20 protein-coding genes are annotated in these 23,522 nt (G+C 74.3%); 12 read left to right on the top strand and 8 right to left on the bottom strand.

Features of this window, described 5'->3' with window-relative positions; translation table 11 throughout:
* The first annotated feature begins 54 nt into the window (after positions 1–54).
* The gene (locus TOK_RS09590; RefSeq protein WP_172457503.1) at positions 55–1,071 is read left to right on the top strand and encodes a P1 family peptidase; all 1,017 of its coding nucleotides are present in this window, start codon (positions 55–57) and stop codon (positions 1,069–1,071) included.
* 54 nt (positions 1,072–1,125) lie between these two features.
* On the opposite strand, the gene TOK_RS09585 is transcribed toward TOK_RS09590, so the two are convergent.
* From TOK_RS09585 to TOK_RS09575, 3 genes are all read right to left on the bottom strand, one after another.
* Entirely contained in the window at positions 1,126–1,410 is a 285-nt protein-coding gene (locus TOK_RS09585; RefSeq protein ID WP_098957449.1) for a MoaD/ThiS family protein, read from the bottom strand.
* 18 nt (positions 1,411–1,428) lie between these two features.
* A complete protein-coding gene (gene moaA, locus TOK_RS09580) occupies positions 1,429–2,490 on the bottom strand; it encodes a GTP 3',8-cyclase MoaA (protein ID WP_098957448.1) in 1,062 nt (353 codons plus the stop codon).
* A gap of 190 nt (positions 2,491–2,680) precedes the next feature.
* Positions 2,681–3,886, bottom strand: coding sequence for an acyl-CoA dehydrogenase family protein (locus TOK_RS09575; protein WP_098957447.1), 1,206 nt, complete (start codon positions 3,884–3,886; stop codon positions 2,681–2,683).
* Between the two features lie 71 nt (positions 3,887–3,957).
* On the opposite strand from TOK_RS09575, the gene TOK_RS09570 reads away from it, so the two are divergent.
* The 5 genes from TOK_RS09570 to TOK_RS09550 all read left to right on the top strand — a co-directional run bounded on the left by TOK_RS09570 (position 3,958) and on the right by TOK_RS09550 (position 9,434).
* Positions 3,958–4,362 carry a molybdopterin-binding protein gene (locus tag TOK_RS09570; RefSeq protein WP_098957446.1) on the top strand — a complete coding sequence of 135 codons (405 nt, stop codon included), beginning with the start codon at positions 3,958–3,960 and terminating at the stop codon, positions 4,360–4,362.
* Positions 4,359–5,147, top strand: a complete 789-nt coding sequence (gene modA / locus TOK_RS09565; RefSeq protein WP_098957445.1) for a molybdate ABC transporter substrate-binding protein — start codon at positions 4,359–4,361, stop codon at positions 5,145–5,147. Before TOK_RS09570 ends, modA begins: the two co-directional genes overlap by 4 nt.
* A 109-nt stretch (positions 5,148–5,256) precedes the next feature.
* Positions 5,257–6,018: an ABC transporter permease gene (locus TOK_RS09560; RefSeq protein WP_098957609.1), complete on the top strand. Its 762-nt coding sequence runs from the start codon at positions 5,257–5,259 to the stop codon at positions 6,016–6,018.
* On the top strand, positions 6,015–7,127 hold the full coding sequence (locus tag TOK_RS09555) for a sulfate/molybdate ABC transporter ATP-binding protein (protein WP_098957444.1): 1,113 nt from the start codon (positions 6,015–6,017) through the stop codon (positions 7,125–7,127). The genes TOK_RS09560 and TOK_RS09555 overlap by 4 nt, the downstream gene beginning before the upstream one ends.
* Positions 7,128–7,964: 837 nt before the next feature.
* Positions 7,965–9,434 (top strand): S8 family peptidase, encoded by a 1,470-nt coding sequence (locus tag TOK_RS09550; protein WP_253258283.1) that lies wholly within the window; start codon positions 7,965–7,967, stop codon positions 9,432–9,434.
* Positions 9,435–9,491: 57 nt separating this feature from the next.
* Here TOK_RS09550 and serS read toward each other — a convergent pair whose 3' ends face one another.
* Positions 9,492–10,757, bottom strand: coding sequence for a serine--tRNA ligase (serS, locus tag TOK_RS09545; protein WP_098957443.1), 1,266 nt, complete (start codon positions 10,755–10,757; stop codon positions 9,492–9,494).
* 91 nt (positions 10,758–10,848) lie between these two features.
* On the opposite strand from serS, the gene TOK_RS09540 reads away from it, so the two are divergent.
* Together TOK_RS09540 and TOK_RS34885 are read left to right on the top strand one after the other, a co-directional pair.
* Positions 10,849–12,555: an AMP-binding protein gene (locus TOK_RS09540; RefSeq protein ID WP_216361912.1), complete on the top strand. Its 1,707-nt coding sequence runs from the start codon at positions 10,849–10,851 to the stop codon at positions 12,553–12,555.
* Between the two features lie 245 nt (positions 12,556–12,800).
* Complete coding sequence (locus tag TOK_RS34885; protein WP_098957606.1) at positions 12,801–13,187, top strand: cold-shock protein; 387 nt, start codon at positions 12,801–12,803, stop codon at positions 13,185–13,187.
* A gap of 39 nt (positions 13,188–13,226) precedes the next feature.
* Here TOK_RS34885 and TOK_RS09530 read toward each other — a convergent pair whose 3' ends face one another.
* From TOK_RS09530 to TOK_RS09520, 3 genes are all read right to left on the bottom strand, one after another.
* Positions 13,227–13,703 (bottom strand): DUF2771 family protein, encoded by a 477-nt coding sequence (locus tag TOK_RS09530; protein WP_098957442.1) that lies wholly within the window; start codon positions 13,701–13,703, stop codon positions 13,227–13,229.
* A 9-nt stretch (positions 13,704–13,712) separates the two neighbouring features.
* Positions 13,713–15,281: an MFS transporter gene (locus TOK_RS09525; RefSeq protein ID WP_374754882.1), complete on the bottom strand. Its 1,569-nt coding sequence runs from the start codon at positions 15,279–15,281 to the stop codon at positions 13,713–13,715.
* A 513-nt stretch (positions 15,282–15,794) separates the two neighbouring features.
* Positions 15,795–16,553 carry a glutaminyl-peptide cyclotransferase gene (locus TOK_RS09520; RefSeq protein ID WP_253258281.1) on the bottom strand — a complete coding sequence of 253 codons (759 nt, stop codon included), beginning with the start codon at positions 16,551–16,553 and terminating at the stop codon, positions 15,795–15,797.
* Positions 16,554–16,581: 28 nt separating this feature from the next.
* Here TOK_RS09520 and TOK_RS09515 point away from each other — a divergent pair, with 28 nt between their 5' ends.
* Genes TOK_RS09515 through TOK_RS09500 form a run of 4 tightly spaced genes read left to right on the top strand, consistent with a single transcriptional unit; the run spans position 16,582 to position 22,187 of the window.
* Entirely contained in the window at positions 16,582–17,421 is an 840-nt protein-coding gene (locus TOK_RS09515; RefSeq protein ID WP_098957440.1) for a DUF3027 domain-containing protein, read from the top strand.
* Positions 17,418–20,306 carry a sacsin N-terminal ATP-binding-like domain-containing protein gene (locus TOK_RS09510; RefSeq protein ID WP_374754881.1) on the top strand — a complete coding sequence of 963 codons (2,889 nt, stop codon included), beginning with the start codon at positions 17,418–17,420 and terminating at the stop codon, positions 20,304–20,306. The genes TOK_RS09515 and TOK_RS09510 overlap by 4 nt, the downstream gene beginning before the upstream one ends.
* 30 nt (positions 20,307–20,336) lie before the next feature.
* Entirely contained in the window at positions 20,337–21,671 is a 1,335-nt protein-coding gene (gene mshA, locus TOK_RS09505; RefSeq protein WP_098957438.1) for a D-inositol-3-phosphate glycosyltransferase, read from the top strand.
* Between the two features lie 18 nt (positions 21,672–21,689).
* Positions 21,690–22,187, top strand: coding sequence for a YbjN domain-containing protein (locus TOK_RS09500; protein ID WP_098957437.1), 498 nt, complete (start codon positions 21,690–21,692; stop codon positions 22,185–22,187).
* Positions 22,188–22,272: 85 nt separating this feature from the next.
* On the opposite strand, the gene TOK_RS34680 is transcribed toward TOK_RS09500, so the two are convergent.
* Complete coding sequence (locus TOK_RS34680; RefSeq protein ID WP_098957436.1) at positions 22,273–23,421, bottom strand: DUF4349 domain-containing protein; 1,149 nt, start codon at positions 23,419–23,421, stop codon at positions 22,273–22,275.
* Positions 23,422–23,522: the final 101 nt, after the last annotated feature.

Genomic DNA, 23,522 nt, shown 5'->3' with positions numbered 1-23,522 from the left:
TGACGTCTGCGTCGAGCACGACGACTGACGCCCCGGCCCTGCCAGGATGACGCCATGATCGTGGCGGGGCGGCACAACGACATCACCGACGTCGCGGGCATCCGCGTCGGGCACGCGCAGGTCGAGGACGAGGGTGCACTCAGCGGCACGACCGTCGTCCTCGCCCCGCCCGGCGGCGCGGCCGCGGGGGTCGACGTCCGCGGCGCCGCCCCCGGCACCCGGGAGACCGACCTGCTCGACCCGCGCAACACCGTCGACAAGGTGCACGCGATCGTCCTCGGCGGCGGCAGCGCCTACGGTCTCGACGCGGCATCGGGCGTGATGGCCCGGCTGGAGGCGGCCGGGATCGGCTTCGCGGTGCCCGGCGGGGTGGTCCCGATCGTGCCCGCCGCGGTGTTGTTCGACCTCGGACGAGGGGGTCGTTTCGACGCCAGACCCGGTGCGGAGCACGGCGCGGCGGCGTTCGACGCGGCGACGGCCGGGCCGGTCGTCCAAGGCGTCGTCGGGGCCGGGACGGGGGCGGTGGCGGGCGGCCTGAAGTCGGGCATCGGCGCGGCCAGCGCGGTCCTCCCCGACGGGACCGTCGTCGCCGCCCTGATCGCCGTCAACGCCGTCGGCTCACCGGCCGACCTCGCGACGGGCGCCCTGCACGGTGCCCGGCACGGGCTCGACGGGGAGTTCGACCTCCCGGAGCCGGGCCCCGCCGCGGCCGCCGCGGTCGCCGCGGCACTGGGCCGGCACACGGGCCGCGCCGGCACGGCCACGACGATCGGTGTGCTCGCCACCGACGCGACGCTCGACAAGGCCGGCTGCTCCCGGCTGGCGACGATGGGCCACGACGGCCTGGCCCGTTCACTCTCGCCGGTGCACACCGTGATGGACGGCGACACCCTCTTCGCCGTGGCGACGGGCAGCCGTCCCGCCCCGGACCTGCCCGCGCTGTTCGCCCTGCATGCCGCGGCCGCCGACGTCGCCGCTCGTGCCGTGGTGCACGCGGTCCTCGCGGCGACCGGCGTCGACACCCCCGGCGGGTCGTGGCGGTCCTACCGGGAGGTCCTGGAGGAGCTGTAGGCCCGCGCCCGCCGTGCAGAGGCGACCGAGGCCACCCACAGGGTCTGCGAACGGTCAGCCGCCCGCGAAGGGGGGCAGGACGTCGAGCGTCGCGCCCGCGGGGACGGGGGTCGCGGCGCTGTCGCGGACGGCGACCTCGTCGAGCAGGTAGCTGCAGCGCTGCAGGACGCGCGCGAACTCCGGGCCGTGGGCGGCGCGCAGGGCGTCGAGCAGGTCCTCGACGGTCGCGCCCTCGGGGAGCGCCACCGACGTGGCCTCGGTACCCGCGGCGGCCCGGGCCGCCGCGAAGAAGTGGACCGTCGTGGTGAGCGTCGTCGTGCTGGTCGTCACGGTGGACATCCTCCTCCAGGGCGGGACTCAGCCGCCGATGGCGCTCATCGGGCGGTCGGGCTGCAAGAAGCCCGGGTCGTCGATGCCGTGCCCGGCGAGCTTGCCCCACATGGCATCGCGCCAGCTGTCGGCGATCTCGGTGTCGGTCGAGCCGCCGCGGAGCATGGCGCGCAGGTCGGTCTCCGTGCGGGCGAACAAGCAGGAGCGGACCTGGCCGTCCGACGTCAGCCGGGTACGGTCGCAGGCGCCGCAGAACGGCCTGGTCACCGACGCGATGATGCCCACCATCGTCGGCCCGCCGTCGACGACCCAGCGCTCGGCCGGGGCGGCACCCCGGTGCGCGGGGTCGGGCGTGAGCGTGAACTCCTCCGACAGCGCGGCCATGATCTCGCCGGCGGTGACCATCTCGGTGCGTTCCCAGCCGTGCTGGGCGTCGAGCGGCATCTGCTCGATGAAGCGGAGCTCGAAGCCCTCGTCGAGGGCGAAGCGCAGCAGGTCGACGGCCTCGTCGTCGTTCATCCCGCGCAGCAGCACCGTGTTGATCTTGACCGGGGACAGTCCCGCGTCGCGGGCGGCGCGCATCCCGGCGAGGACGTCGGAGAACCGGTCGCGGCGGGTGATCGTGGCGAACCGGTCGGGGCGCAGGGTGTCGAGCGAGACGTTGAGCCGGTTGACCCCGGCGGCGGCGAGCGCCTCGGCGCGCCGGGCGAGGCCGACGCCGTTGGTGGTCAGCGAGATGTCGGGGCGGGGCTCCAACGCGGCCGACGCCGCCACGAGGTCCTCGAGCCCACGCCGCAGCAGCGGCTCGCCGCCGGTGAAGCGCAGCTCCTCGACGCCGAGGTCGCGGACGGCGATCGTGACCAGGCGGATCAGCTCGTCGTCGGTGAGCTGCTCCTCGCGCGGCATCCAGTCCAGCCCCTCGGCCGGCATGCAGTAGTGGCAGCGCAGGTTGCAGCGGTCGGTCAGGGAGATGCGAAGGTCCGTGGCCACCCGGCCGAAGCTGTCGACGAGGCGGGCGTCGGCGGGGCGGGCGGGGTCTCTCGTCGTGGCAGTCCGCAGTGCGGGCAGGCCGAGCTCCGTTGCCGTCACGTCACGAGCGTAACCACTTGGGGAGCCCCGCATGCGTGTGCTGAGCAGCGGGAATTCCTGTCTCCGCAGGTGCGCCGCAGGGTGGCGACATGATCCGCAGAATCGGATGTTCCGCGTCCGGCGACGTGACTCACCCGCGGCCGCCGACCTGATCGTCGGGACAGGTCGACCAGGTCGGCCGCCGTCGGCGTCACTCGTGCGCAGCCAGCTCCTGGCGCGCGACCGACCGCAGGTGCACCTCGTCGGGGCCGTCGGCGAAGCGCAGCGCGCGGGCCCACGAGTAGAAGTAGGCGAGCGGGACGTCGTCGCTCATCCCCGCGGCGCCGTGGATCTGCATCGCCCGGTCGATGACCTCGCACGCCATCCGCGGCACCGCCACCTTGATGGCGGCGATCTCGGTGGCCGCGCCCTTGGCGCCGTGCTCGTCGATCAGCCACGCCGTCTTGAGCACCAGCAGCCGGGCCTGCTCGACCTGGATGCGCGACAACGCGATCTGCTCGCGCACGACGCCCTGGTCGGCCAGCGGGCGGCCGAAGGCGACGCGGTCGCGGGCCCGGCGGACCATCAGGTCGATCGACCGCTCCGCCATGCCGATCAGCCGCATGCAGTGGTGGATGCGGCCGGGTCCGAGGCGGGCCTGCGCGATGGCGAAGCCGCCGCCCTCCTCACCGAGCAGGTTCGACGCGGGGACCCGCACGTCGTCGAACACGATCTCCGAATGGCCGTGCTGGTCCTGGTAGCCGAACGTCGGCAGATGACGGACGACCCGCATGCCGGGGGTGTCGCGCGGCACCAGGACCATCGACTGCTGGCGGTGCCGCTGGGCGTCCGGATCGGTCTTGCCCATGACGATGAAGACCTTGCAACGTTCGTCGGCGGTCCCCGAGATCCACCACTTCCGGCCGGAGATCACGTAGTCGTCGCCGTCGCGGCGGATCCGCGTCTGCACGTTCGTGGCGTCCGACGACGCGACGTCGGGCTCGGTCATCGCGAACGCCGACCGGATCTCGCCCTCCAGCAGCGGCTCGAGCCACTGCTGCTTCTGCTCCGGGGTGCCGAACAGGTGCAGCGTCTCCATGTTGCCGGTGTCCGGGGCCTGGCAGTTGATCGCCTCCGGCGCGATCACCGGCGACCAGCCCGACACCTCCGCGACGGCCGCGTACTCCAGGTTGGACAGACCGGAGATGCTGGGCAGGAACAGGTTCCACAGCCCGCGCGTCCGGGCCTCGGCCTTGAGCTCCTCCACCACCGGTGGCAGGTCCCACTCCTGCGGGGTGCCGCGGCGTTCCAGGCGCCAGGCGTCGTAGGTGGGCTCCGCGGGGAGCACCTTCTCGTCGAGGAACGCACGCATCCGCCGGGTGTGGTCCGCGGCCGCGGCGCTGGGTTCGAAGTCCACACCCGCACCCAATCACAGCGTGCGGACGCATCCCTGGCGCTGTACGCATCCGCGGACCTAGGATGCCATCCGTGCCGCAGTTCAGGATCTCTGATGCCGCGGGTCTGCTCGGCGTCAGTGACGACACCGTCCGCCGCTGGGTGGACGCCGGCGCGCTACCCGTGCAGACCGACGCGTCGAACCGCAAGGTGATCGACGGCGCCGCGCTCGCCGCGTGGGCCCGCGAGCACGCCGACGCCACCCCCGACCCGTCCGACGTGCAGCGCTCCGCGCGCAACCGGATGGTCGGGATCGTCACGTCGGTGATCGCCGACACGGTGATGGCACAGGTGGAGATCCAGTGCGGCCCGCACCGGGTCGTGTCCCTGATGAGCACGGAGGCGATGGACGACCTGGGGCTCGAACCCGGGGCGCTCGCGGTCGCGGTGATCAAGTCGACCAACGTGGTCGTGGAAGTCCCGGGAGGACTCTCGTGAAGGTTCGTGCACTGCTCGGCCTGCTGGCCGGGCTGGCCCTGCTGCTCGCGGGGTGCGGCGGAAGCTCCGGCTCGGCGGACACCGGGGGGTCGTCCGCCGCCGCCGCGCCCCGCACCCTGACAGTGCTGGCCGCCGCGTCGCTCACCGAGACGTTCAACGCGATGAAGGCCCGGTTCGAGACCGACAACCCGGGCGTCACCGTCCGCATCAGCTACGGCGGCTCCTCCGACCTGGCCAGCCAGATCGTCAACGGCGCCCCCGCCGACGTCTTCGCCGCCGCCAGCGACGCGACCATGAAGACCGTCACCGACAAGAACCTCACGGCTGCGGCGCCGAGGATCTTCGCGACGAACGTCCTGCAGATCGCCACCCAGCCCGGCAACCCCGAGGGCATCGCGTCCTTCGCGGACCTGGCCGAGCCCGACCTGAAGGTCGTCGTCTGCGCCCCTCAGGTCCCCTGCGGTGCCGCCGAGCAGAAGATCGAGACGGCCACCGGCGTCACGCTCACCCCGGCCAGCCAGGAGACCGACGTCAAGTCCGTGCTCGGCAAGGTCAGCAGCGGCAACGCCGATGCCGGCCTCGTCTACGTCACCGACGTCACCGCCGCCAAGGGATCGGTCCAGGGCGTCACGTTCCCCGAGGCGCAGCAGGCCGTCACCAACTACCCGATCGCCGTCGTCAAGAACGCGCCGCAGGCCGGCCTCGCCCAGAAGTGGATCGACATGGTCACCGGCGAGTTCGGGCAGAAGACGCTGGACGCGGCGGGCTTCGGCGCCGAGAAGTGACTGCCGGAACGGTGACCTCGTGAGCGTCACCGACGACGTACCGCAGGCGCCACAGGCCGAGCGCACGCGGGACCGGCGTCACGAACGTGACGTCGCCCTGCCCCGCTGGATGTGGGTGCCTGCGGTCGTCGCGTTCCTCGTCATCGCCCTGCCGGTCCTCGGGCTGCTGCTCGAGGCCGACTGGGCGCGCATGCCCGAGCTGCTCACCAGCGAGGCCGCCCTCGCCGCGCTGCGGCTGTCCCTGGAGACGGCCGCGGCGTCGACGGTGCTGTGCATCCTGCTCGGCGGCCCGCTCGCCGCCGTGCTCGCCCGCGGCAGGATGCGCGGGCTGCGCACCCTGCGGTCGGTCGTGCTGCTGCCGCTGGTGCTGCCCCCGGTCGTCGGCGGGCTCGCGCTGCTCTACCTCGTCGGCGCCCGGGGACTGGTCGGCGAGGCGCTGAACCTCGGCTTCGGCATCACCATCCCCTTCACGACGGCCGCGGTGGTCATCGCGCAGACGTTCGTCGCCATGCCGTTCCTCGTCGTCAGCCTCGAAGGGGCGCTGCGGACCGCGGGGGAGCGCTACGAGGCCGTCGCCGCGACACTCGGCGCCTCGCCCGCGCTCACGTTCCGCCGCGTCACCGTGCCGCTGGTGCTGCCCGGCCTCATGTCCGGGACCGTCCTCGCGTTCGCCCGCTGCCTCGGTGAGTTCGGCGCGACCATCACCTTCGCCGGCAACCTTCAGGGCACCACGCAGACGCTGCCGCTGCTCGTCTACATCCAGCGCGAGACCGACGACGCCGGCGCCATCGCCCTGTCGCTGCTGCTCGTCGTCGTCGCGATCCTGGTCATCGCGTTCGCCCGCCCCCGCACCACCGAGGGCATCCGATGACCGGCGCCGCGCTCGCCGCCACCGTCCGGCTCGACCGGGCCGCATTCACCCTCGACGTCAGCCTCGACGCAGAGCCCGGCGAGGTCGTGGCCGTGCTCGGGCCCAACGGCTCCGGCAAGTCGACGCTGCTCGGTGTGCTGTCCGGGCTGCTCGTGCCCGACGCGGGGCGGGTCGCGGTCGGCGACACCGTCGTCACCGATGTCGACGCCGGTGTCTCCGTGCCGCCGCACCGCCGCGGCGTCGGCCTCCTCGCCCAGCAGGCCCTGCTGTTCCCCCACATGACCGCGCTCGCCAACGTCGCGTTCGGGCCGCGCGCCGCCGGGGTCCCGCGCCGCGACGCCGAAGCCCGGGCGCGGACGCTCATCGCCGACGTCCTCCCCGGCCTCGACGCCGACGACATGGCCGGGCGCCGTCCCTCGCAGATGTCGGGCGGGCAGCAGCAGCGCGTCGCGCTCGCCCGCGCCCTCGCGCCCCGCCCAGGGCTCCTGCTGCTCGACGAGCCCCTCGCGGCGCTCGACGTCGACGCCACCCCGGCCATGCGGTCGTTGCTGCGCCGCGTCATCCGCGACGCCAAACAGACCGCGATCCTGGTGACGCACTCAGCGCTCGACGCCCTCGTGCTCGCCGACCGGGTCGTCGTCCTCGAGGGCGGGCGGATCGTCGAGCAGGGCCCGACCCGCGAGGTGCTCACCAAGCCCCGCACCCCCTTCACCGCCCGGATCGCCGGTCTCGACCTCGTCCCCGGCACCAAGTGCCCCGACGGGCTGCGCACCCACGACGGCACCCTGTTCAGCGGCCGTGCCGGCGACCCGATCGCCGAGGGCGACGACGCCGCCGCCGTGTTCCCGCCGTCGGCCGTGTCGGTGTTCCGCGACCGTCCCCACGGCAGCCCCCGCAACGTCCTGCGGGTCACCCTCGCCGCCATCGAGCCGCAGGGCGACACCGTCCGGCTCCGCGCTTCGCCACCGGACGGCGGTCCGTCCTGGCTCGAGGGCCTCGCTGCCGACGTCACCCTCGCCGCCGCCGCGGACCTGGCCGTCGAACCCGGCGCCGAGCTGTGGTTCGCGGTGAAGGCCACCGAGGTCGCGATCCACCCCGCCGCGAGCTGACCGCCTCACGCGGTTCGCGCGACGACAGAACGGTCTGAATCCTCTCGCTGCTGCCTCGATGGTGGACGTGGGGTTGCTTGCGGGCCGCAAAGCCGGGTCGAGGCGGGCCGACAGTCCGCGGGAGGCTGTCGCGCACGACGAAGCTGTCCCGGTCGAGATCGGGATCGACAGCGGTCGGGGACCGGCGATCGCCGATCTCGCGGTCCCGCTCGTCGACGACCTGCAGAGTCTGGACCAGGCTGTCTCCGGCTACAGCCGGCACGACGTCACGGACAGAGCGACGGTCATCAGGCCGCCGTTCGACGACGGCTTCCGGTCGGCCCGCCCAGGCGGGGACCGACGCTGCAGGGCCGCCCGTCGGAGTGGTCGGTGGAGGCGATCGGCTGGCCGGCCGAGACGATCGCGGACCTCGCCGCCGCAGGGCCGTGACGACTCCGGTGCTGATGACGATGACGCGGACCGGGTGACCGGGTGCGTTCGGCGACGTATCCGTCGCCCGAGCACCGGATCATCGGTGAAGCGCCCGCCCCGGCGGGTGATATCGCCGGGTCGCCGGTGCTACCCGACGTGACAGCGAGTCGCCACGGTGCGGAGTCGGCTGTGGCGCCGGGATGTCCCGTTCGGGGTGATCGCGCTCTCGGGCGTCACGCTGAGTCCCGGGTTTCGGCTGGTGGCTGGCTCGCGGAGGCACCGCCGGGACGGCACTACCCAGCGCTCGCGCACCTCGACGTCAGTTACTGAAAGCAATTGTTGTCACCAAACTCTCGTCACAGGAACCTCACCTGCCTCGATCGTGTGGCTTCCGACCGGCCCGACGGCTCCGTACCGTCACTCGACGTGACGCGCATTGCCCTGAAGGTGCTCCCGGTGGTGCTGCTGCTCGTCGTCTTCGGATCGATGACCGGCACCACCCCGACCGGGTTGCCCTCCTCCGTCGTCGACGACGGCCCGATCCCGAGCGGGGTCGCCGTCCAGCCGGACGTTCCGGCCCCCGGGGCCGAGCCGGCCACCGCCCAGCCGGCCACCGCACAGCCGGCCACGGCACGGCCGGCCACGGCCCAGCCGGCCACGGCCCAGCCGGCCACGGCACGGCCGGCCACGGCCCAGCCGGCCACGGCACGGCCGGCCACCGCCCAGCCGGCCACCGCCCGACCGGCCACCGCCCGGCCGGTCGCTGCCCAGCTCGTCTCCGCCGCGCAGCCCGACACCACGACGGTGATCGGGCCGGGTGCCGCGGACTACGTCGTCCACGCCGCCACCGCGGCGGACGCCACGAAAGCCACGGAGGACCTCGGGGTGATCCCGTCGGCGACGTTCGAGCACGCCATCTCCGGGTTCGCGGCGCAGCTGACGTCCGCACAGGTCGAGCAGCTCCGCGCGCTGCCGGGCATCCTCGGCGTCGAGCAGGACCGCCGGATCAACCCGCTCGAACCGCGGACCGTCCGCACCTCGAAGCCGCAGCCGTCCACCGAGGCCACGCAGGACTCCCCGCGCAACTGGGGCCTCGACCGCATCGACCAGGCGTCGCTGCCGCTCGACGGGAAGTTCACCACGAACAGCACCGGCGCGGGCGTCACGATCTTCGTCGTCGACACCGGCGTCGACGTCACGCACCCGGACTTCGGCGGCCGCGCGAGCGTCGGCACCGACACCATCGACGACAACGCCACCGACTGCGACGGCCACGGCACGGTCGTCGCCGGTATCGCAGCCTCGACGACGTACGGCGTGGCGAAGCAGGCCTCGGTCAGCTCGGTCAAGGTGCTCGACTGCAACGGCACCGGCACCCTGTCGTCGCTGCTCTCCGGGGTCGACTGGGTGGCGCGCAACCACTCCGGCCCGTCGGTCGCGGTCATGTCGTGGAGCTACGGCTCCTCCGACGTGCTCACGGCGGCGGTCAAGGGCCTCGTGGACTCGGGTGTGTTCGTCGCCTCCTCGGCCGGTAACACCGGCGGCGACGACTGCCAGGTCGCGCCGCGCAACGCGAGCGGCGTGCTGGTCGTGGCCAACTCGACCATCGACGACAGGCGGGCTCCGACGTCGAGCACCGGCGCCTGCGTCGGCCTCTACGCACCGGGCACCGGCATCATCGCACCGGTCCCGGGCGGCGGGACGGCGTCCTACAGCGGGACGTCGATGGCGGCGCCGTTCGCCGCGGGCGTCGCGGCCCTCTACAAGCAGCGCAACGGCGACGCGGCGAGCGCGACGGTCGAGCAGTGGATCCTCGACCACGCCACGCCGGGGGTGATCGACGGCGGCGGCGCCGGCGGTACCGCCAACCGCCTCCTCAACACCGGCGGGCTCTGAGTCCGCCGGCCCGGCCGGGTCGTGAGTGGAGACAGTCGCTGCAGCGACTGTCGCCACTCACAGCGGGTCGAGGGTGGAGAAGCCGGCGTAGGGGACCAGGGCGTCGGGCAGCTTGACCGAGCCGTCGGCCTGCTGGCCCTGTTCCAGGATCGCGACGAGGGTGCGTCCGATCGGCAGGCCCGAGCCGTTGAGGGTGGCCGCGAAGCCGCGGGACCCGTCCTTGGCCTTCGTCCGGATGGCGGCGCGGCGGGCCTGGAACACCCCGAAGTCGGAGCACGAGGAGATCTCGCGGTAGGTGTCCTGGCTCGGCAGCCACACCTCGATGTCGAAGGTCAGCGACGAGGAGAAGCCCGTGTCGCCCGCCGCCAGCTTGACGACGCGGTAGGCCAGCCCGAGACCCTGCAGCGCCGACTCGGCATGCCCGACGAGGACGTCGAGCTCCTCCCGGGAACGGGCCGGGTCGACGAACCGGACCAGCTCGACCTTGGCGAACTCGTGCATCCGGATCAGGCCGCGGGTGTCGCGCCCGTAGGAGCCGGCCTCCGAGCGGAAGCACGGCGTGTGCGCGGTGTAGGCCAGCGGCAGCGACTCGAGGTCGAGCGTCTCGCGGGCGTGCAGGTTGGTGAGCGGCACCTCGGCCGTCGGGATCAGGAACAGCTCCCGGTCGGCCACCTCGGTGCGGAACAGGTCCTGCTCGAACTTGGGCAGCTGGCCCGTGCCGGTCATGGTCTGGCGGGTGACCAGCGACGGCACCGAGAACTCGGTGTAGCCGTTCTCCAGTGCCTTGTCGATCAGGTAGGCGCCGATGGCGCGCTGCAGCGCCGCGCCCCTGCCGCGCAGCACCGCGAACCGCGGGCCCGACAGCTTGGTGGCGCGCGGCAGGTCGAGGATGCCCAGCTTCTCGGCGATGTCGACGTGGTCGACCGGCGACTCGACGACGGGCGGCTGCCCCCAGGTGCGGACGAGCTCGGCGTCGGCGTCCGACGTGCCGTCGGGCGACTCGTCGGCGGGCAGGTTGGGGATGCCCAGCAGCAGGTCCTGCAGCTGCGCGTCGAACCCCTTCTGCTCGTCCTCGGCGGCCGAGACGACACCCTTGAGGTCGCGGGCACGCTCGACCAGCGCGGGCCGCTCCTCGGGTGAGGCGCCCTTCACCGACGTCGCGACCCGCTTGGACTCCGCACGCGCCTCGTCGCCCCGCTGGATCGCGGAGTTGCGGCCGGACAGCAGCTTCTCCAGCTCGGCGAGGTCGAGGGAGTAGCCGCGGCGGGCGAGCTTGCGGACGGCTTCGGTGGCGGGGTCGAGCAGGACGCGCGGGTCATGCATCGGTCGAGGGTATCGCCCGTGCGCACCCCGATTTCCGCACGGTCCGACCTGGCCTGCGGGGGAGTGGCGTGCGTCGCTGTCACGGGACAGGATGTCGGGAGCCTTCCCGATCGCACCCGAGGAGAACGACGTCGTGACCTCCGCAGGCGCCCCCGCCGTCCCGTCCTATGCCTCCGGCACCTCAGACGTGCCGCTGCTCGGCGACACGATCGGCGACAACCTCGACCGGACCGCCATGGCGCAGCCCGACGTCGAGGCGCTCGTCGAGGTCCCGACGGCGCGGCGCTGGACCTACGCCCAGCTGCGCGAGGACGTCGACATCGTGGCGATGGGCCTGCTACGGGCCGGCATCGGCAAGGGTGACCGGGTCGGGATCTGGGCGCCGAACATGGCCGAGTGGACCCTGGTCCAGTACGCCACGGCCAAGATCGGCGCGATCCTGGTCAACATCAACCCGGCCTACCGCACCCACGAGCTCGAGTACGTGCTCAACCAGGCCGGCGTGAAGATGCTGGTGTCGGCGGAGAAGTTCAAGACCTCCGACTACGTCGGCATGATCGGGAAGGTCCGCGGCAACTGCGCCGCGCTGGAGCAGGTCGTGATCATCGGCGGCGCGGAGTGGGACGCGCTCCTCGAGTCCGGCCGCGGCGGCGACCGCGCCGAGCTCGCCCGGCTGCAGGCCGCGCTGAGCCCCGACGACGCGATCAACATCCAGTACACGTCGGGTACCACGGGCTTCCCCAAGGGCGCGACGCTCTCGCACCACAACATCCTGAACAACGGCTACTTCGTGGGCCGGCTCTGCGGCTACACCAGCGAGGACCGGGTGTGCATCCCGGTGCCCTTCTACCACTGCTTCGGCATGGTCATGGGCAACCTGGGCTGCACCACCAACGGGTCGACGATGGTCATCCCCGCGCAGGGCTTCGACCCCGAGGCCACGTTGAAGGCCGTCGCGCAGGAGAGGTGCACGTCGCTCTACGGGGTGCCGACGATGTTCATCGCCGAGCTCAACCACCCCGACTTCGCCTCCTACGACCTGTCGAGCCTGCGTACCGGGATCATGGCCGGCTCGCCGTGCCCGGTGGAGGTGATGAAGCAGGTCGTCGACCGGATGGGCATGACCGAGGTGACCATCTGTTACGGCATGACCGAGACCAGCCCGGTGTCGACGCAGACCCGCGCCGACGACACCCTCGACCGCCGGGTGTCGACGGTGGGGCGGGTGCACCCGCACGTCGAGGTCAAGGTCGTCGACCCCGAGTCCGGGCTGACGATGCCCCGCGGCGAGCCGGGTGAGCTGTGCACCCGCGGGTACTCGGTGATGCTCGGCTACTGGGAGCAGCCCGACAAGACGGCCGAGGCGATCGACCGGGCCCGCTGGATGCACACCGGTGACCTCGCGATCATGGACGGCGACGGCTACCTCAACATCACCGGCCGGATCAAGGACATGGTCATCCGCGGCGGGGAGAACGTGTACCCCCGCGAGATCGAGGAGTTCCTCTACACCCACCCCGACATCCTCGACGCGCAGGTCGTCGGCGTTCCCGACGTCAAGTACGGCGAGGAGCTGTGCGCGTGGGTGAAGCTGCGCGACGGCGCGCCCGAGCTCACCACGGAGAAGGTCCGGGAGTTCGCCACCGGCAAGCTGGCGCACTACAAGATCCCGCGCTACGTGGTCGTCGTCGACGACTTCCCGATGACCGTCACCGGCAAGGTCCGCAAGGTCGAGATGCGGCAGCGGTCCGTCGAGCTGCTCGACCTGCAGGACGCGGCGGCGGTGAAGAACGCCTGACGGCAGGGCGGGCGAGCGCCCGACGGCGGCACCGGCTGGGCCGTTCGGCCCCGACGGCCGGTGGATTTCGACGGTGCGCGGCCGGGCTCCGCAGGTCTAGGCTGGTACCTGCGCGTCCCGGTGTCGCTGGGCGAGCCGCCGAAACAGGTGCGGTGGACCAGCAGCAGCAGGGCGCGTTTGTCGTGCGGGCGTGAGATCCACTCCGCGACGACCGCGTGATGACGATCGAGGAACGGGTGAGCAGGGTGCCGACCGGCAGGGTGAAGTGGTACGACGCCGAAAAGGGTTTCGGCTTCCTCTCGCAGGACGGTGGGGAGGACGTCTACGTCCGCAAGGCGGCGTTGCCGTCGGGTGTGGAGTCGCTGAAGTCGGGCCAGCGCGTCGAGTTCGGGATGGCCGAGGGCCGACGCGGCCCGCAGGCGTTGCAGGTCAAGCTCGTCGACGCGTTGCCGTCGGTCGCGGAGGCCACCCGCCGGCCTGCCGAGGAGCTCCACGGCCTCATCGAGGACATGATCAAGCTGCTCGAGAGCAAGGTGCAGCCCGACCTGCGCCGCGGCCGGTACCCGGAGCGCAAGGCGTCGAAGCTCGCCGCGGAGGTCGTCCGCGCCGTGGCGCGCGACCTCGACGGCTGAGAGCCGGGGCCGACACCCTGACGGGCCGACCGGGGCGCGTCACTTGTCGCTGACCAGCACCCAGCTGCCGCGGATGAGGAACTCGCCCTGGCCGGTCTGCGGGTCGGCCGAGGGGACGCCGAAGGCCTGCACCTGCGCGGTGATCAGCTGGTCGGTGGGCGCAGGCAGCTCGAGGGTGTAGCCCTTCTGCGCGCCCGCCGCGAACACGGGGCTGCGCCCGTCGACCTGTTGGCCGTCGGCGCCGCGGTAGCTGAACACCACGTGCCACGGCGTCGACGACAGGCCCTCGGTCACCGCGACCTGCACGGGGGTGCCCGGGGTGACCCCCAGGTGGACCTCGGCGGCCGGGTCGCCGGTGCAGTCGGTGACCTTCAGGTCGCACCACTGCGTCGGCCCCGTGGTGCGGTCCTGGCCTGCGACGGTGAACGTCACCTGAGGCGGCGCGTCCGAACCGCCGCACCCGGCCAGCAGCACGGCGCAGGCGACGAGCAGGAACCCCAGGACACGACGCGGCACCCCACCAGCCTATGAGTGCGCGGTCGGAGCCATGGACGGGGTGTCGACGCGTGCCTCCCGCGCGCCCAGCCCCGGGATCAGGGTGCGGCCGCGGGCGACCAGCGCCGTCTGGATGCCGGACAGCGTGACCAGGCACGACACCACGACGAACCCGATCCAGAACGTGCTGTGCGGCAGCAGGACGCCGAACGCGCCGCCGAACACCCAGGCCAGCTGCAGGACCGTCTCCGAGCGGCCGAACGCCGAGGCCCGTGACTCCTCCGGCAGGTCGCGCTGGATGACGGCGTCGAGGGACACCTTGGCCAGCGCGCTGGCCGTCGAGCCCACGAGGCCGACGATCGCGGCCGTCCAGATGCCGGGGACCACCGCGGCCGCCACCGTCGAGCACACGACGGCGCCGATGCATCCGAGCACGACGGCGTCGGTGCGTCCGAACGTGGCCCGCGACCCCGCGAAGTTGCCGATGAAGCCGCCCGCTCCGGCCGCGGCGCCGACGATGCCGATCAGGAACAGCTGCCGTGACGGGTCGGCCTCGGTCTGCGCCTTGACGACGAACGCCACGAACAGCGCGAGGAAGCCGGTGAGGATGCGGATGGACCCGTTGCCCCACAGCGATGTCAGCACACCGCGGGTGATCGGCCTGCGCTTGCCGCGGTGGGTGCTGCGCAGCGCTGCGGGGACCTCGCCGGCCGTGACCTCGACCCAGCGCGGGATGCGCACGCACAGCCAGACGCCCACGACTGCCAGCGCCGCCGTGTAATAGAGCGCCCCCGGGGACCCGAACGCCCAGGCCACACCGGCCGCGATGCCGCCGAACACACCGCCCGCGACCAGCCCGAACGTCGTCAGCCGGGAGTTGGTGGTGGTGAGCCCGATCGTCTCGGGCAGCACTCTCGGGGTGACCGCCGCCTTGAGCACCATGTAGCTCTTGGACAGCACCAGCGTGCCCAGCGCGGCCGGGTAGAGCAGCCAGTTCTCGTAGTTCAGCGCCATGACGACGGCGAGGATCGCCCGGCCGGCGAAGGACACCGCCAGCGCGGCGCGGCGGCCGCGTTGCAGCCGGTCGAGCATCGGCCCGATGACGGGCGCGACCACCGCGAACGGGGCGACGGTGATCGCGAGGTAGAGGGCGACGTTCGACTTCGACTCGGCGGTGGCGGCGGCGAAGAACAGCGTGTTGGCCAGAGCGACGGTGACCGCGGCGTCGACGGCGTAGGTCATCATCGTCGCGTAGGTCAGTGCCGTGAGGCCCGAGCGGTCGGCGCCGTCGGCCGTGGCCGCGCGGTGGAACGTGCGGATGCCGCCCTGCGCGAACTGCTTGGTGCGCATCGCCGCCACCCGGGTGACCGTCAGCTTGCGGGGGGCCTTGGGGCCCGTCGCCTGCCGGGTGGGCTCGTCGGGGCCGGGGGCCTGGTCGACGTGCGGGTCGGCGGCACGCCGGTCCTCCGGGGACGGGCCCGGCGGGTACGCGGCGGCGCCGCGGGGCGGCGTCGGCGGCGCGGGGTACGTCGGCGGCGCGGGGTACGTCGGGGGCGCGGTGTCGCCCGGGGGTACGGGCCGGGCCGGGGGTGCGGGCATGCCCTGCGACGGCGTCGGGACCGGCGTGCCCCGTGCGGGAGCCGGCGGCGGTGTACCGGGCGGGGTGCGCGGCGGCGCGCCGCGGAAGCCCTGCGCAGGCGGCGGGGTCAGGCGCGGCGGCTCGGGGACCGTCTCGCCCGCCCAGCCGGGCTCGCGCACCCGGTCGGGACGGGGCTCGGCCGGCGTCGTCGGGTACCCGTCGAGCATGTCCGGGGCGCGGCGGTAGGCCGCGGGGTCGTAGTCGGGATCGTCGTGCCATGGGTAGCGACGGCGCACCGTCGGCTCGTAGGGAGCGGGCGCGGGCCGGGCGTCGGGACGCCTCCCGGCCCAGTCCGGAGGCTCCTCCGGGGCTGGGGGCTGCGCGGGTTTCCCGGCGTCCTTCCCGGCACCGCCGGAGACCCACGGGCGGCGCTTTCCGCGCCGCGGCTCGCGGGAGTCCGAGGAACCGGTCCGTGCCACGTGCTCATTGTGGCTCATGCCCTGCCCGGCACGCCGACGTCGGTGCTACCCGGATCAGGGGACGAACCGCACCCGGAACATCGTCGGCCACAGCTTGCCCGTCACCAGGAACTCGCCGCCGCCCAGCGACGCGATCCCGTTGAGGACATCGGTGCCCGCGCGGCGGTCGGCAGGCAGCAGCCCGGCGGCGTCGACCACCCCGGTGACGCGGCCGTCGGCGGGATCGATGCGGACGATCCGGTCGGTCTGCCACACGTTGGCCCACACCTGCCCGTCGGCGCACTCCAGCTCGTTGAGCTGCGTCAGCGGCCGACCGTCCAGCGTCACCCGGACCGAGCCGGTCTCGGCGAACGTCACCGGATCGTGGAAGCGCAGCAGATCGGTCCCGTCGGACCGGACGAGGCGCGGCCCGTCGGAACACAGGCCCCAGCCCTCACCGCTCATCGGTACCTGCCGCAGCAGCGTGAGCGACGCCCGGTCCCATTCCAGGACGACACCGTCGCGCCACGTGAGCTGCCAGATCCGGTCGCCGACGACCGTCAGCCCCTCCCCGAACAGCCTGCCCGGCAGGGGCGCCGCGCGGCGCAGCACACCCGTGGCCGGGTCGAGTTCGCGCAGCTGGGAGCGGCCTTCGAGGCCGGTCCCCTCGTAGAGCGCGCCGTCGTCGAGCTCGAGCCCCTGGGTGAACGCGGTGGGGTCGTGCGGGAGCTCGCCGAGGACCTGCGCGCGCAGCGCCGGCGGGCCCGGTCGGGCCGCGCCGCAGGCGGCCATCGCGAGCACCGCGACCAGCAGGAGCGCACGGCGGACGATCACGATCGGCAAGGGTGGCACAATCTCGCGGGTGAGCGACGAACCGACGCACGACGAGGGCGCCGCCGGCCGCGAGGCGCTGCGCCCGCCGGACCGGGCGATCGACCTCGCACGGGCGGCGGCCGTCGAGGAGGCGGCCACCGACGCGGGCCCCGACGAGGCGGCCGTGGCCGTCGGCGAGCACCTGGGTGGTGCCGCCGAGGGCGAGGCCTACACGCACTTCTTCGCCGCGACCCGGCCCGGTTACCGGGGCTGGCGCTGGGCGGTCACGCTCGCCTCGGCGGGCGAGGGCGAGCCGGCCACGGTCAGCGAGGTCGTGATGCTGCCCGGGCACGACGCGCTGGTCGCGCCGACCTGGGTGCCCTGGCAGGAACGGGTCCGCCCCGGCGATCTCGGGGTGGGCGACCTGCTGCCCGCCCCCGCCGACGACGAGCGGCTCGTCCCCGGCTACGTCGCCAGCGACGATCCCGCGGTCGAGGACGTCGCCGTCGAGATCGGGCTGGGCCGCACCCGCGTGCTCTCCCGTTTCGGCCGCGCCGAGGCGGCGGTCCGCTGGAATGAGGGCCCGCACGGGCCCGCCGCCGCGATGGCCCGCTCCGCCCCCGGCGTGTGCGGCACCTGCGGGTTCTTCATGCCGCTCGCCGGGTCGCTGCGCGGCGGGTTCGGCGTGTGCGCCAACGAGTTCTCACCCGGCGACGGGGCGGTCGTCGCCGTCGAGTTCGGCTGCGGCGCGCACTCCGACGTCGCGGTCGAGCAGGGCTCGCCGGTGCAGGTGGCGGCCCTGGTGTTCGACGACGGGGTCGACCTCGAGACGGTTCCGCGCGCCGACGAGGAGGCCCCGGCAGCCGAGCTGGAGCCGGCCGACTCCTGACCGCGCCCCCCACGGCCGACCCGTTCGGTACCGGGCCGCTGCGCGCCGCCGTCCTCGACTCGTGGGCGTCCTCCCCGACCCGGTTCCGGGAGGACGCCAACGCCGAGGAGGACCTGCTCCTCGGCGGCTACGCCGGGGCGTGGTTCGTCGAGCTCGCCCAGAACGCCGCCGACGCCGCCCGCGCCGCCGGGGTCCCGGGTCGCGTGCTGGTGCGGGTCGTCTCCGTCGACGGCACCGGTGAGCTGCGCGTCGCCAACACCGGCGCACCGCTGGACGCCGCCGGGGTCGCCGCGCTGGCGTCGCTGCGGGCGTCGGCCAAACGTGACGACGAGGGGTCCGTCGGCCGGTTCGGTGTCGGGTTCGCCGCGGTGCTGGCGGTGTCGCGGGAGCCACGCGTCGTCACCCACGACGGCCACGGCGTCCGGTTCTCGGCGTCGGCGACCACCGCCGCCGTCGCCGACCTGCCCGGACCGGCCACCGAGCTGGCCCGCCGTGCCGGGCAGCTGCCCGTGCTGCGCCTGGCGTGGCCCGTCGAGGAGGAACCGCCGCCACCGGGGTTCGACACCGAGGTGCGGCTGCCGTTCGACGTCGAACCCGACCTGACCGGCCTGGCCGCCGCCGACCTGCTGCTCGCCCTGCCCGGCCTGGTGGAGATCACGGTCGGAGCGAGCACCGTGACCCGCGTCGACGAGGGAGCCGGCCGGGTCCGCGTCGGGGACCGGGCCTGGCTGCTCGCCCGCGCCACCGGCACCCTCGACGACGCCGAGGCCGGCACCCAGGCCGTCGAGCAGCGGGGCCGCCGCGACTGGTCGCTGACCTGGGCACTCCCGCTGGAGCGGGACGGACGTCCCGCTCCGGTCGCCACGGACGTCCTGCACGCCCCGACCCCGTCGGAGGAACGGCTGTCGCTGCCCGCGCGACTCGTCGCCACCGTCCCGCTCGAACCCGACCGCCGCCGCGTCCGCGACACCGCCGCGGCCCGCCGCGTCCTCGCCGCCGCCGGCCCCGCCTACCTCGACCTGGTCCGCGCGGTGCCCGCCGCCGACCGCGTCCGCCTCGTCCCCGTCCCCGGGTTCCCGCAGTCGCCCACCGACGCCGCGCTCCGGGAGGCGGTCGTCGCCGCGCTGCGCGACGGGCAGTGGCTGCCGGGTGCCGACGGCGACGAGCTCGTCGCCCGCCGCGCGGAGTGGCTGGACCTCCCCGACGCGGGTCCGCTCGCCCGCCTCCTCGCGCCGCCGGCCGGCGCATTCGCCGACCCCGGGGCGATCGACGGCGTTCCCCGCCCCGTACTCGACCAGCTCGGCATGCGCCGCGTCGGACCGGCCGCGCTCGCCGACCGGCTGCTCCCGTTGGAACAGCCCCCGACCTGGTGGCACGCGGTCTACGAGGCGCTCGCCCCGGCCACCGACACCGTCCCCGGCCTGCTCGACGAGCTGCGTGCCCTGCCCGTCCCGCTCCACGACGGGCGCACCGTCGCCGGACCCGCGAGCGTCGTCATCCCCGTCGACGACACCGCCGACCTCCTCGCCGGGCTCGACCTGCCCGGCCTGCACCTCGCCGACCCGGCCGCCGCGCACCCGCTGCTGGAACGCCTCGGCGCCACCCCGGCCGACCCGGCGTCGCTGCTGGGCCTGCCCGCCCTGCGCGACGCCGTCGACCGTTCCGTCGACGACGCCGAGGCGGGCCTCGACACCGCGCCGCTGGTCCGCCTCGTCCTGGGCCTGGTGGCGGGCGGCGCGGGGGAGCGGCTCGGGGCGCTGGCCCTGCCCGACGAGCACGGCGACCCCGCCCGCGCCGACGAGCTCGTCCTGCCCGACGCCGCGATCCGTCCGCTGCTCGCCCCCGACGCGCCGGTCGGCGTCCTGCATCCCGACACCGCGGGGCAGTACCCGCGGGAGGCCCTCGTCGCTGCGGGTGTCCTCGACGGGTTCGTCCTCGTCGTCGACGACGAACCGCTCGGCCCCGACCACGACCTGCACGACGAGGACCTCTGGTGGGACGGCCTCGACGCCCCGCCCGCGCGGGTCGCCGCCGTCCGCGACCTCGACCTCGTCGACGACGACGCCTGGGCCGGCGCCCTGGCCCTGCTCGGCGCCGACCGCGACACCCGCGCCGCCGTCCTCACCGACGGGCACACCCGCTGGTGGCTGCGCCGCAACGTGGTCCTCGGCGGCCGCGCGCCCGGCCACTGGCGGCTCCCGTCGGCGGGCGACCTCGCCGCCCTGTACGAACCTGCGCCCGCCGACGGCGTCGACGACGCGCTCCTGCGCGCGATCGGCGTCCGCACCGGGCTCGCCGTCGACGGGACCGACGCGGCCGCCGACCTCCTCGACCGCCTCGCCGACCCCGCGCGCACCCCCGACCCGGCCGTCGTCCTCGCCGCCTACGAGGCGCTCACCGACGCCGTCGCCGACGGCCGCGCCGACCCCGCCGCCCTCGACCTGCCCGACCGCATCCGCGTCCTCGACGGCGGCGTCGTGCCCGTCGACGACGTCGTCGTCCTCGACGCCCCCTGGCTCGCCGCCGTCCTGCCCGCCCACGAGCTCGTCGCCGGTGGCGACCCCGGCACCCTCGCCGAGCTGCTCGACCTCCCGCTGGCCTCCGACTACGTCGACGCGGTGCTCGACCCCGGCCCCGGCCGCGTCGTCGCCTGGTCCGCTCTGCCCGATGTGATCGTGGCGTGCCACACAGTCGGTGTCCCCGTCCCGGCCGGCGACCTCGTCGTCCACGACGAGCTCACCATCGACCTGCGGCGGCCCGCCACAGGCCGCAGAGCCGTCGCGGCCTGGCCCGACGCGGACGGACGCTGGCACGCGACCGACCCGCTGCGTGCCCTCGTGGGGCTGCTCGCCACCGAGCCGGAGCGGGGATCCGACGATGGGTGAACCACGCGGTCGCATGCTAGGAAGAACCCCGTGAGCGATCGCCGCGGCGGCCCGCTTCCCGCGCGTCCGCGCCGGGTCTGCGTGCTGTCGGTCCACACCTCGCCGCTGGAACAGCCCGGAACGGGCGACGCCGGCGGGATGAACGTCTACATCGTGCAGACCGCCCAGCGGATGGCTCGCCGCGGCGTCGAGGTCGAGATCTTCACGCGGGCCACGTCGTCGGACCTGCCGCCCGTCGTCGAGATGGCGCCCGGCGTGGTCGTCCGCCACCTCGCCGCCGGCCCCTACGAAGGCCTCGGCAAGAACGACCTGCCGGCCCAGCTGTGCGCCTTCGCCGCAGGCGTCATGCGCGCCGAGGCCCGTCACGAACCCGGCTGGTACGACACCATCCACTCGCACTACTGGCTGTCGGGGCAGGTCGGCTGGCTCGCCCGCGACCGGTGGGGTGTCCCGCTCGTGCACAGCGCCCACACCCTGGCCAAGGTCAAGAACGCCGCGCTCGCCGACGGCGACCCGCCCGAACCGATGGTCCGCGTCATCGGGGAGGACCAGGTCGTCGCCGAGGCCGACCGGCTCATCACCAACACCGACATCGAGTCCCGCCAGCTCGTCGAGCTCTACAACGCCGACCCGCTGCGGACCGTCACCATCCCGCCGGGCGTCGACCTCGACCGGTTCACCCCCGGCTCGGCCGGCATCGCCCGGTCCCGGCTCGGCATCCCCGCCGACGCCGTCGTCCTCGCGTTCGTCGGCCGCATCCAGCCGCTCAAGGCCCCCGACGTGCTGCTCCGCGCCGCCGCCGAGCTGCTGCGCCGCGACCCGTCGCTGCGGTCCCGCCTCGTCGTGCTGGTCGCGGGTGGCCCGTCGGGCAGCGGGCTCGCCGAACCCCGCGCGCTGCAGGAGCTCGGCACCGCCCTCGGGCTCGACGACGTGCTCCGTTTCCTGCCCCCGCAGAACGGTCGCGACCTCGTGCACGTCTACCGCGCCGCCGACGTCGTCGCCGTGCCCAGCCACAACGAGTCGTTCGGGCTCGTCGCCATGGAGGCGCAGGCGTGTGCGACGCCCGTGGTGGCCGCGGCGGTGGGTGGGCTGCCCGTCGCCGTCGCCGACGGCGGGTCGGGTCTGCTCGTCGACGGCCACGACCCGGCGCACTGGGCCGATGCGCTCGCCGCCGTCGCCCTGGACCGGCTCCGCCGCGAACGGTTCTCCGCGGGCGCCGTCGCCCACGCCCGCCGGTTCTCGTGGGATCGCACCACCGACGCCCTGCTCGCCACCTACACGGAGGCAGGCGCGGAGTTCACCCAGCGTGCCACCGCCGCGTTCGCCAGGGCCGGGAACGGACTCGCCGGTGTGGGCGACGGCTGAGCGGGGAACCCGACCACCATGACCGACCCCGTTCCCCATGGCGACCCCGCTGCCGTGATCGAGGACGCCCTGCGCGACCTCGAGGTCGAGCACACCCGCCGCGACCGGGGTGAGTTCCTGGCGTCGTTGCCCGGCACCAACCGGCTGCAGACGCAGTGCTGGCTGCTCATCCGCGAGCACACCCTGTTCGTGCAGGCCTTCGTCTGTCGCCAGCCCGACGAGAACCACGACGGGGTGTACCGCTTCCTGTTGCAGCGCAACGCCCGGCTCTACGGGGTGCACTACGCGCTCGACCGCATCGGCGACATCCACCTGATCGGCCGGGTCCCGCTGCACGCGATCACCGCCGCGGAGCTCGACCGGATTCTCGGCCAGGTCCTCGAAGCCGCTGACGGCGACTTCAACACCCTGCTCGAGCTCGGCTTCGCGACGTCGATCCGCCGCGAGCACGCGTGGCGCTCCGAACGCGGTGAGTCGCTCGCCAACCTCCGCGCCTTCGAGCACCTCTTCACCTGACGGTCCCGTTCCCGCCGCGTCGCGGGCGTTCCCGCCGGGTTGCGGGGGCAGGGCCCGAGTTGCGCGTGCTCGGCGGAGGGGGTGGTCAGGTCCTGTCGGCGGGGGCGGAGTCGGCGGGTCCTCCAGCGGTGGGGCCTGCGGTGGGGCCGGCCGCGGCGGGGCGGGGGCGGCGCGCCCGGACGATGCGGCGGACGCCCCACGCGGCCAGCACCAGCACCGCGGCGACGGGCAGCAGCGGCAGCACGAAGCCCGCGGCGGCGGCGAGTCCCGCGCCGAGGCCGCGCAGCCAGTCCCAGCCGACGCCGAGACCCTCGCCGAAGCCCGTCCCCGTGTCGGTGGCCGCGGGCGTACCGGCCTCCACCAGCGCGACGTCGACCGTCGCCAGCTCGGTGCTCGACCGCAGGCCCGCGAGCCTGCGGTCGAGCGAGTCGAGGGCGGCCTGGCGGCTGGTCAGCTCGGACTCGATCGCGACGACCTCCGAGATCGAGTTCGCCTGCGCCAGCAGGGCGCGGACCCGGTCGACGCTCGCACGTTGCGCCGCGACCCGCGCGTCGGTGTCGATGAGCTGGTCGGTGACGTCGCGGGCCGTCGAGGATCGTTCGGTGACCGTCCCGAGCCCGGCGACGCGGTTCACGAACGCGTCCAGCTGCGCGGCGGGGACCTTGACGGTGAGGTCGGAGCGGCGGCTCGTGGAACGCTCGTCGGCGACGTAGCCGCCCGCGGCGGTGACGGCGGCGCGCACGTCACCCGCGGTGCCGGCGGGGTCGGCGACCTCGATGCGGACGGTCGCGGTCCGGATGACGGCGCGGTCGGGGCCGACCGTCGTGTCCTGGGCGGGGTCGCGGGTGCCGGGGTCGGCGGCGCGGGCGGCGTCGGAGGACTGCGGGACGGCGGGTGCGCCCCCGGTCGTCGACTCGGCGGACCCGCCCGGGGACCCGGTGGACGACGAGGACGTGGAGTCGCGGTCCACCGTGACCGCGTACCCGCCGCCGCTGCCCGACGGCGACAGGGTCGCGACGACCGCCGCGACGACGAACGTCGCCAGCACCGCGACCGCGACGACCAGCGCGACGATCCGCAGCGTCCGCCGGGGCCTGCGCGGGCGGGGCTGTGCCGCGGCCGGGGTGGGTGGGACAGGCGGGACCCTGGGTGGGCCCGCCTCCGGTGCCGGGTCCCGCGGTGCCGGGTCGTCGGCGTCCCTCGGTGTGGTCGGTGCGCGCTCGGTCGTCGTCATGGTGACTCCCCTCTCCGGAGAGTGGACGTAACGGACGCCGGGATCGGTTGGTCGCGCCACCGACGAGCTCGGCGCCGAGGGGCAGTACCCCGGCACCGGGA

The organism is Pseudonocardia sp. N23, from assembly GCF_002583555.1.
Classification (GTDB): domain Bacteria; phylum Actinomycetota; class Actinomycetes; order Mycobacteriales; family Pseudonocardiaceae; genus Pseudonocardia.
This window is presented reverse-complemented; position numbering and strand designations above follow the sequence as displayed.

Excerpts from the sequence above, each read along its gene's own strand:
- TOK_RS09590 (WP_172457503.1), top strand. The coding sequence starts at position 55 with ATGATCGTGGCGGGGCGGCACAACGACATCACCGACGTCGCGGGCATC.
- TOK_RS09585 (WP_098957449.1), bottom strand. The coding sequence starts at position 1,410 with ATGTCCACCGTGACGACCAGCACGACGACGCTCACCACGACGGTCCAC.
- TOK_RS09560 (WP_098957609.1), top strand. The coding sequence starts at position 5,257 with ATGTGGGTGCCTGCGGTCGTCGCGTTCCTCGTCATCGCCCTGCCGGTC.
- TOK_RS09555 (WP_098957444.1), top strand. The coding sequence starts at position 6,015 with ATGACCGGCGCCGCGCTCGCCGCCACCGTCCGGCTCGACCGGGCCGCA.
- serS (WP_098957443.1), bottom strand. The coding sequence starts at position 10,757 with ATGCATGACCCGCGCGTCCTGCTCGACCCCGCCACCGAAGCCGTCCGC.
- TOK_RS09540 (WP_216361912.1), top strand. The coding sequence starts at position 10,849 with ATGTCGGGAGCCTTCCCGATCGCACCCGAGGAGAACGACGTCGTGACC.
- TOK_RS09525 (WP_374754882.1), bottom strand. The coding sequence starts at position 15,281 with ATGCCCGCACCCCCGGCCCGGCCCGTACCCCCGGGCGACACCGCGCCC.
- TOK_RS09500 (WP_098957437.1), top strand. The coding sequence starts at position 21,690 with ATGACCGACCCCGTTCCCCATGGCGACCCCGCTGCCGTGATCGAGGAC.
- TOK_RS34680 (WP_098957436.1), bottom strand. The coding sequence starts at position 23,421 with ATGACGACGACCGAGCGCGCACCGACCACACCGAGGGACGCCGACGAC.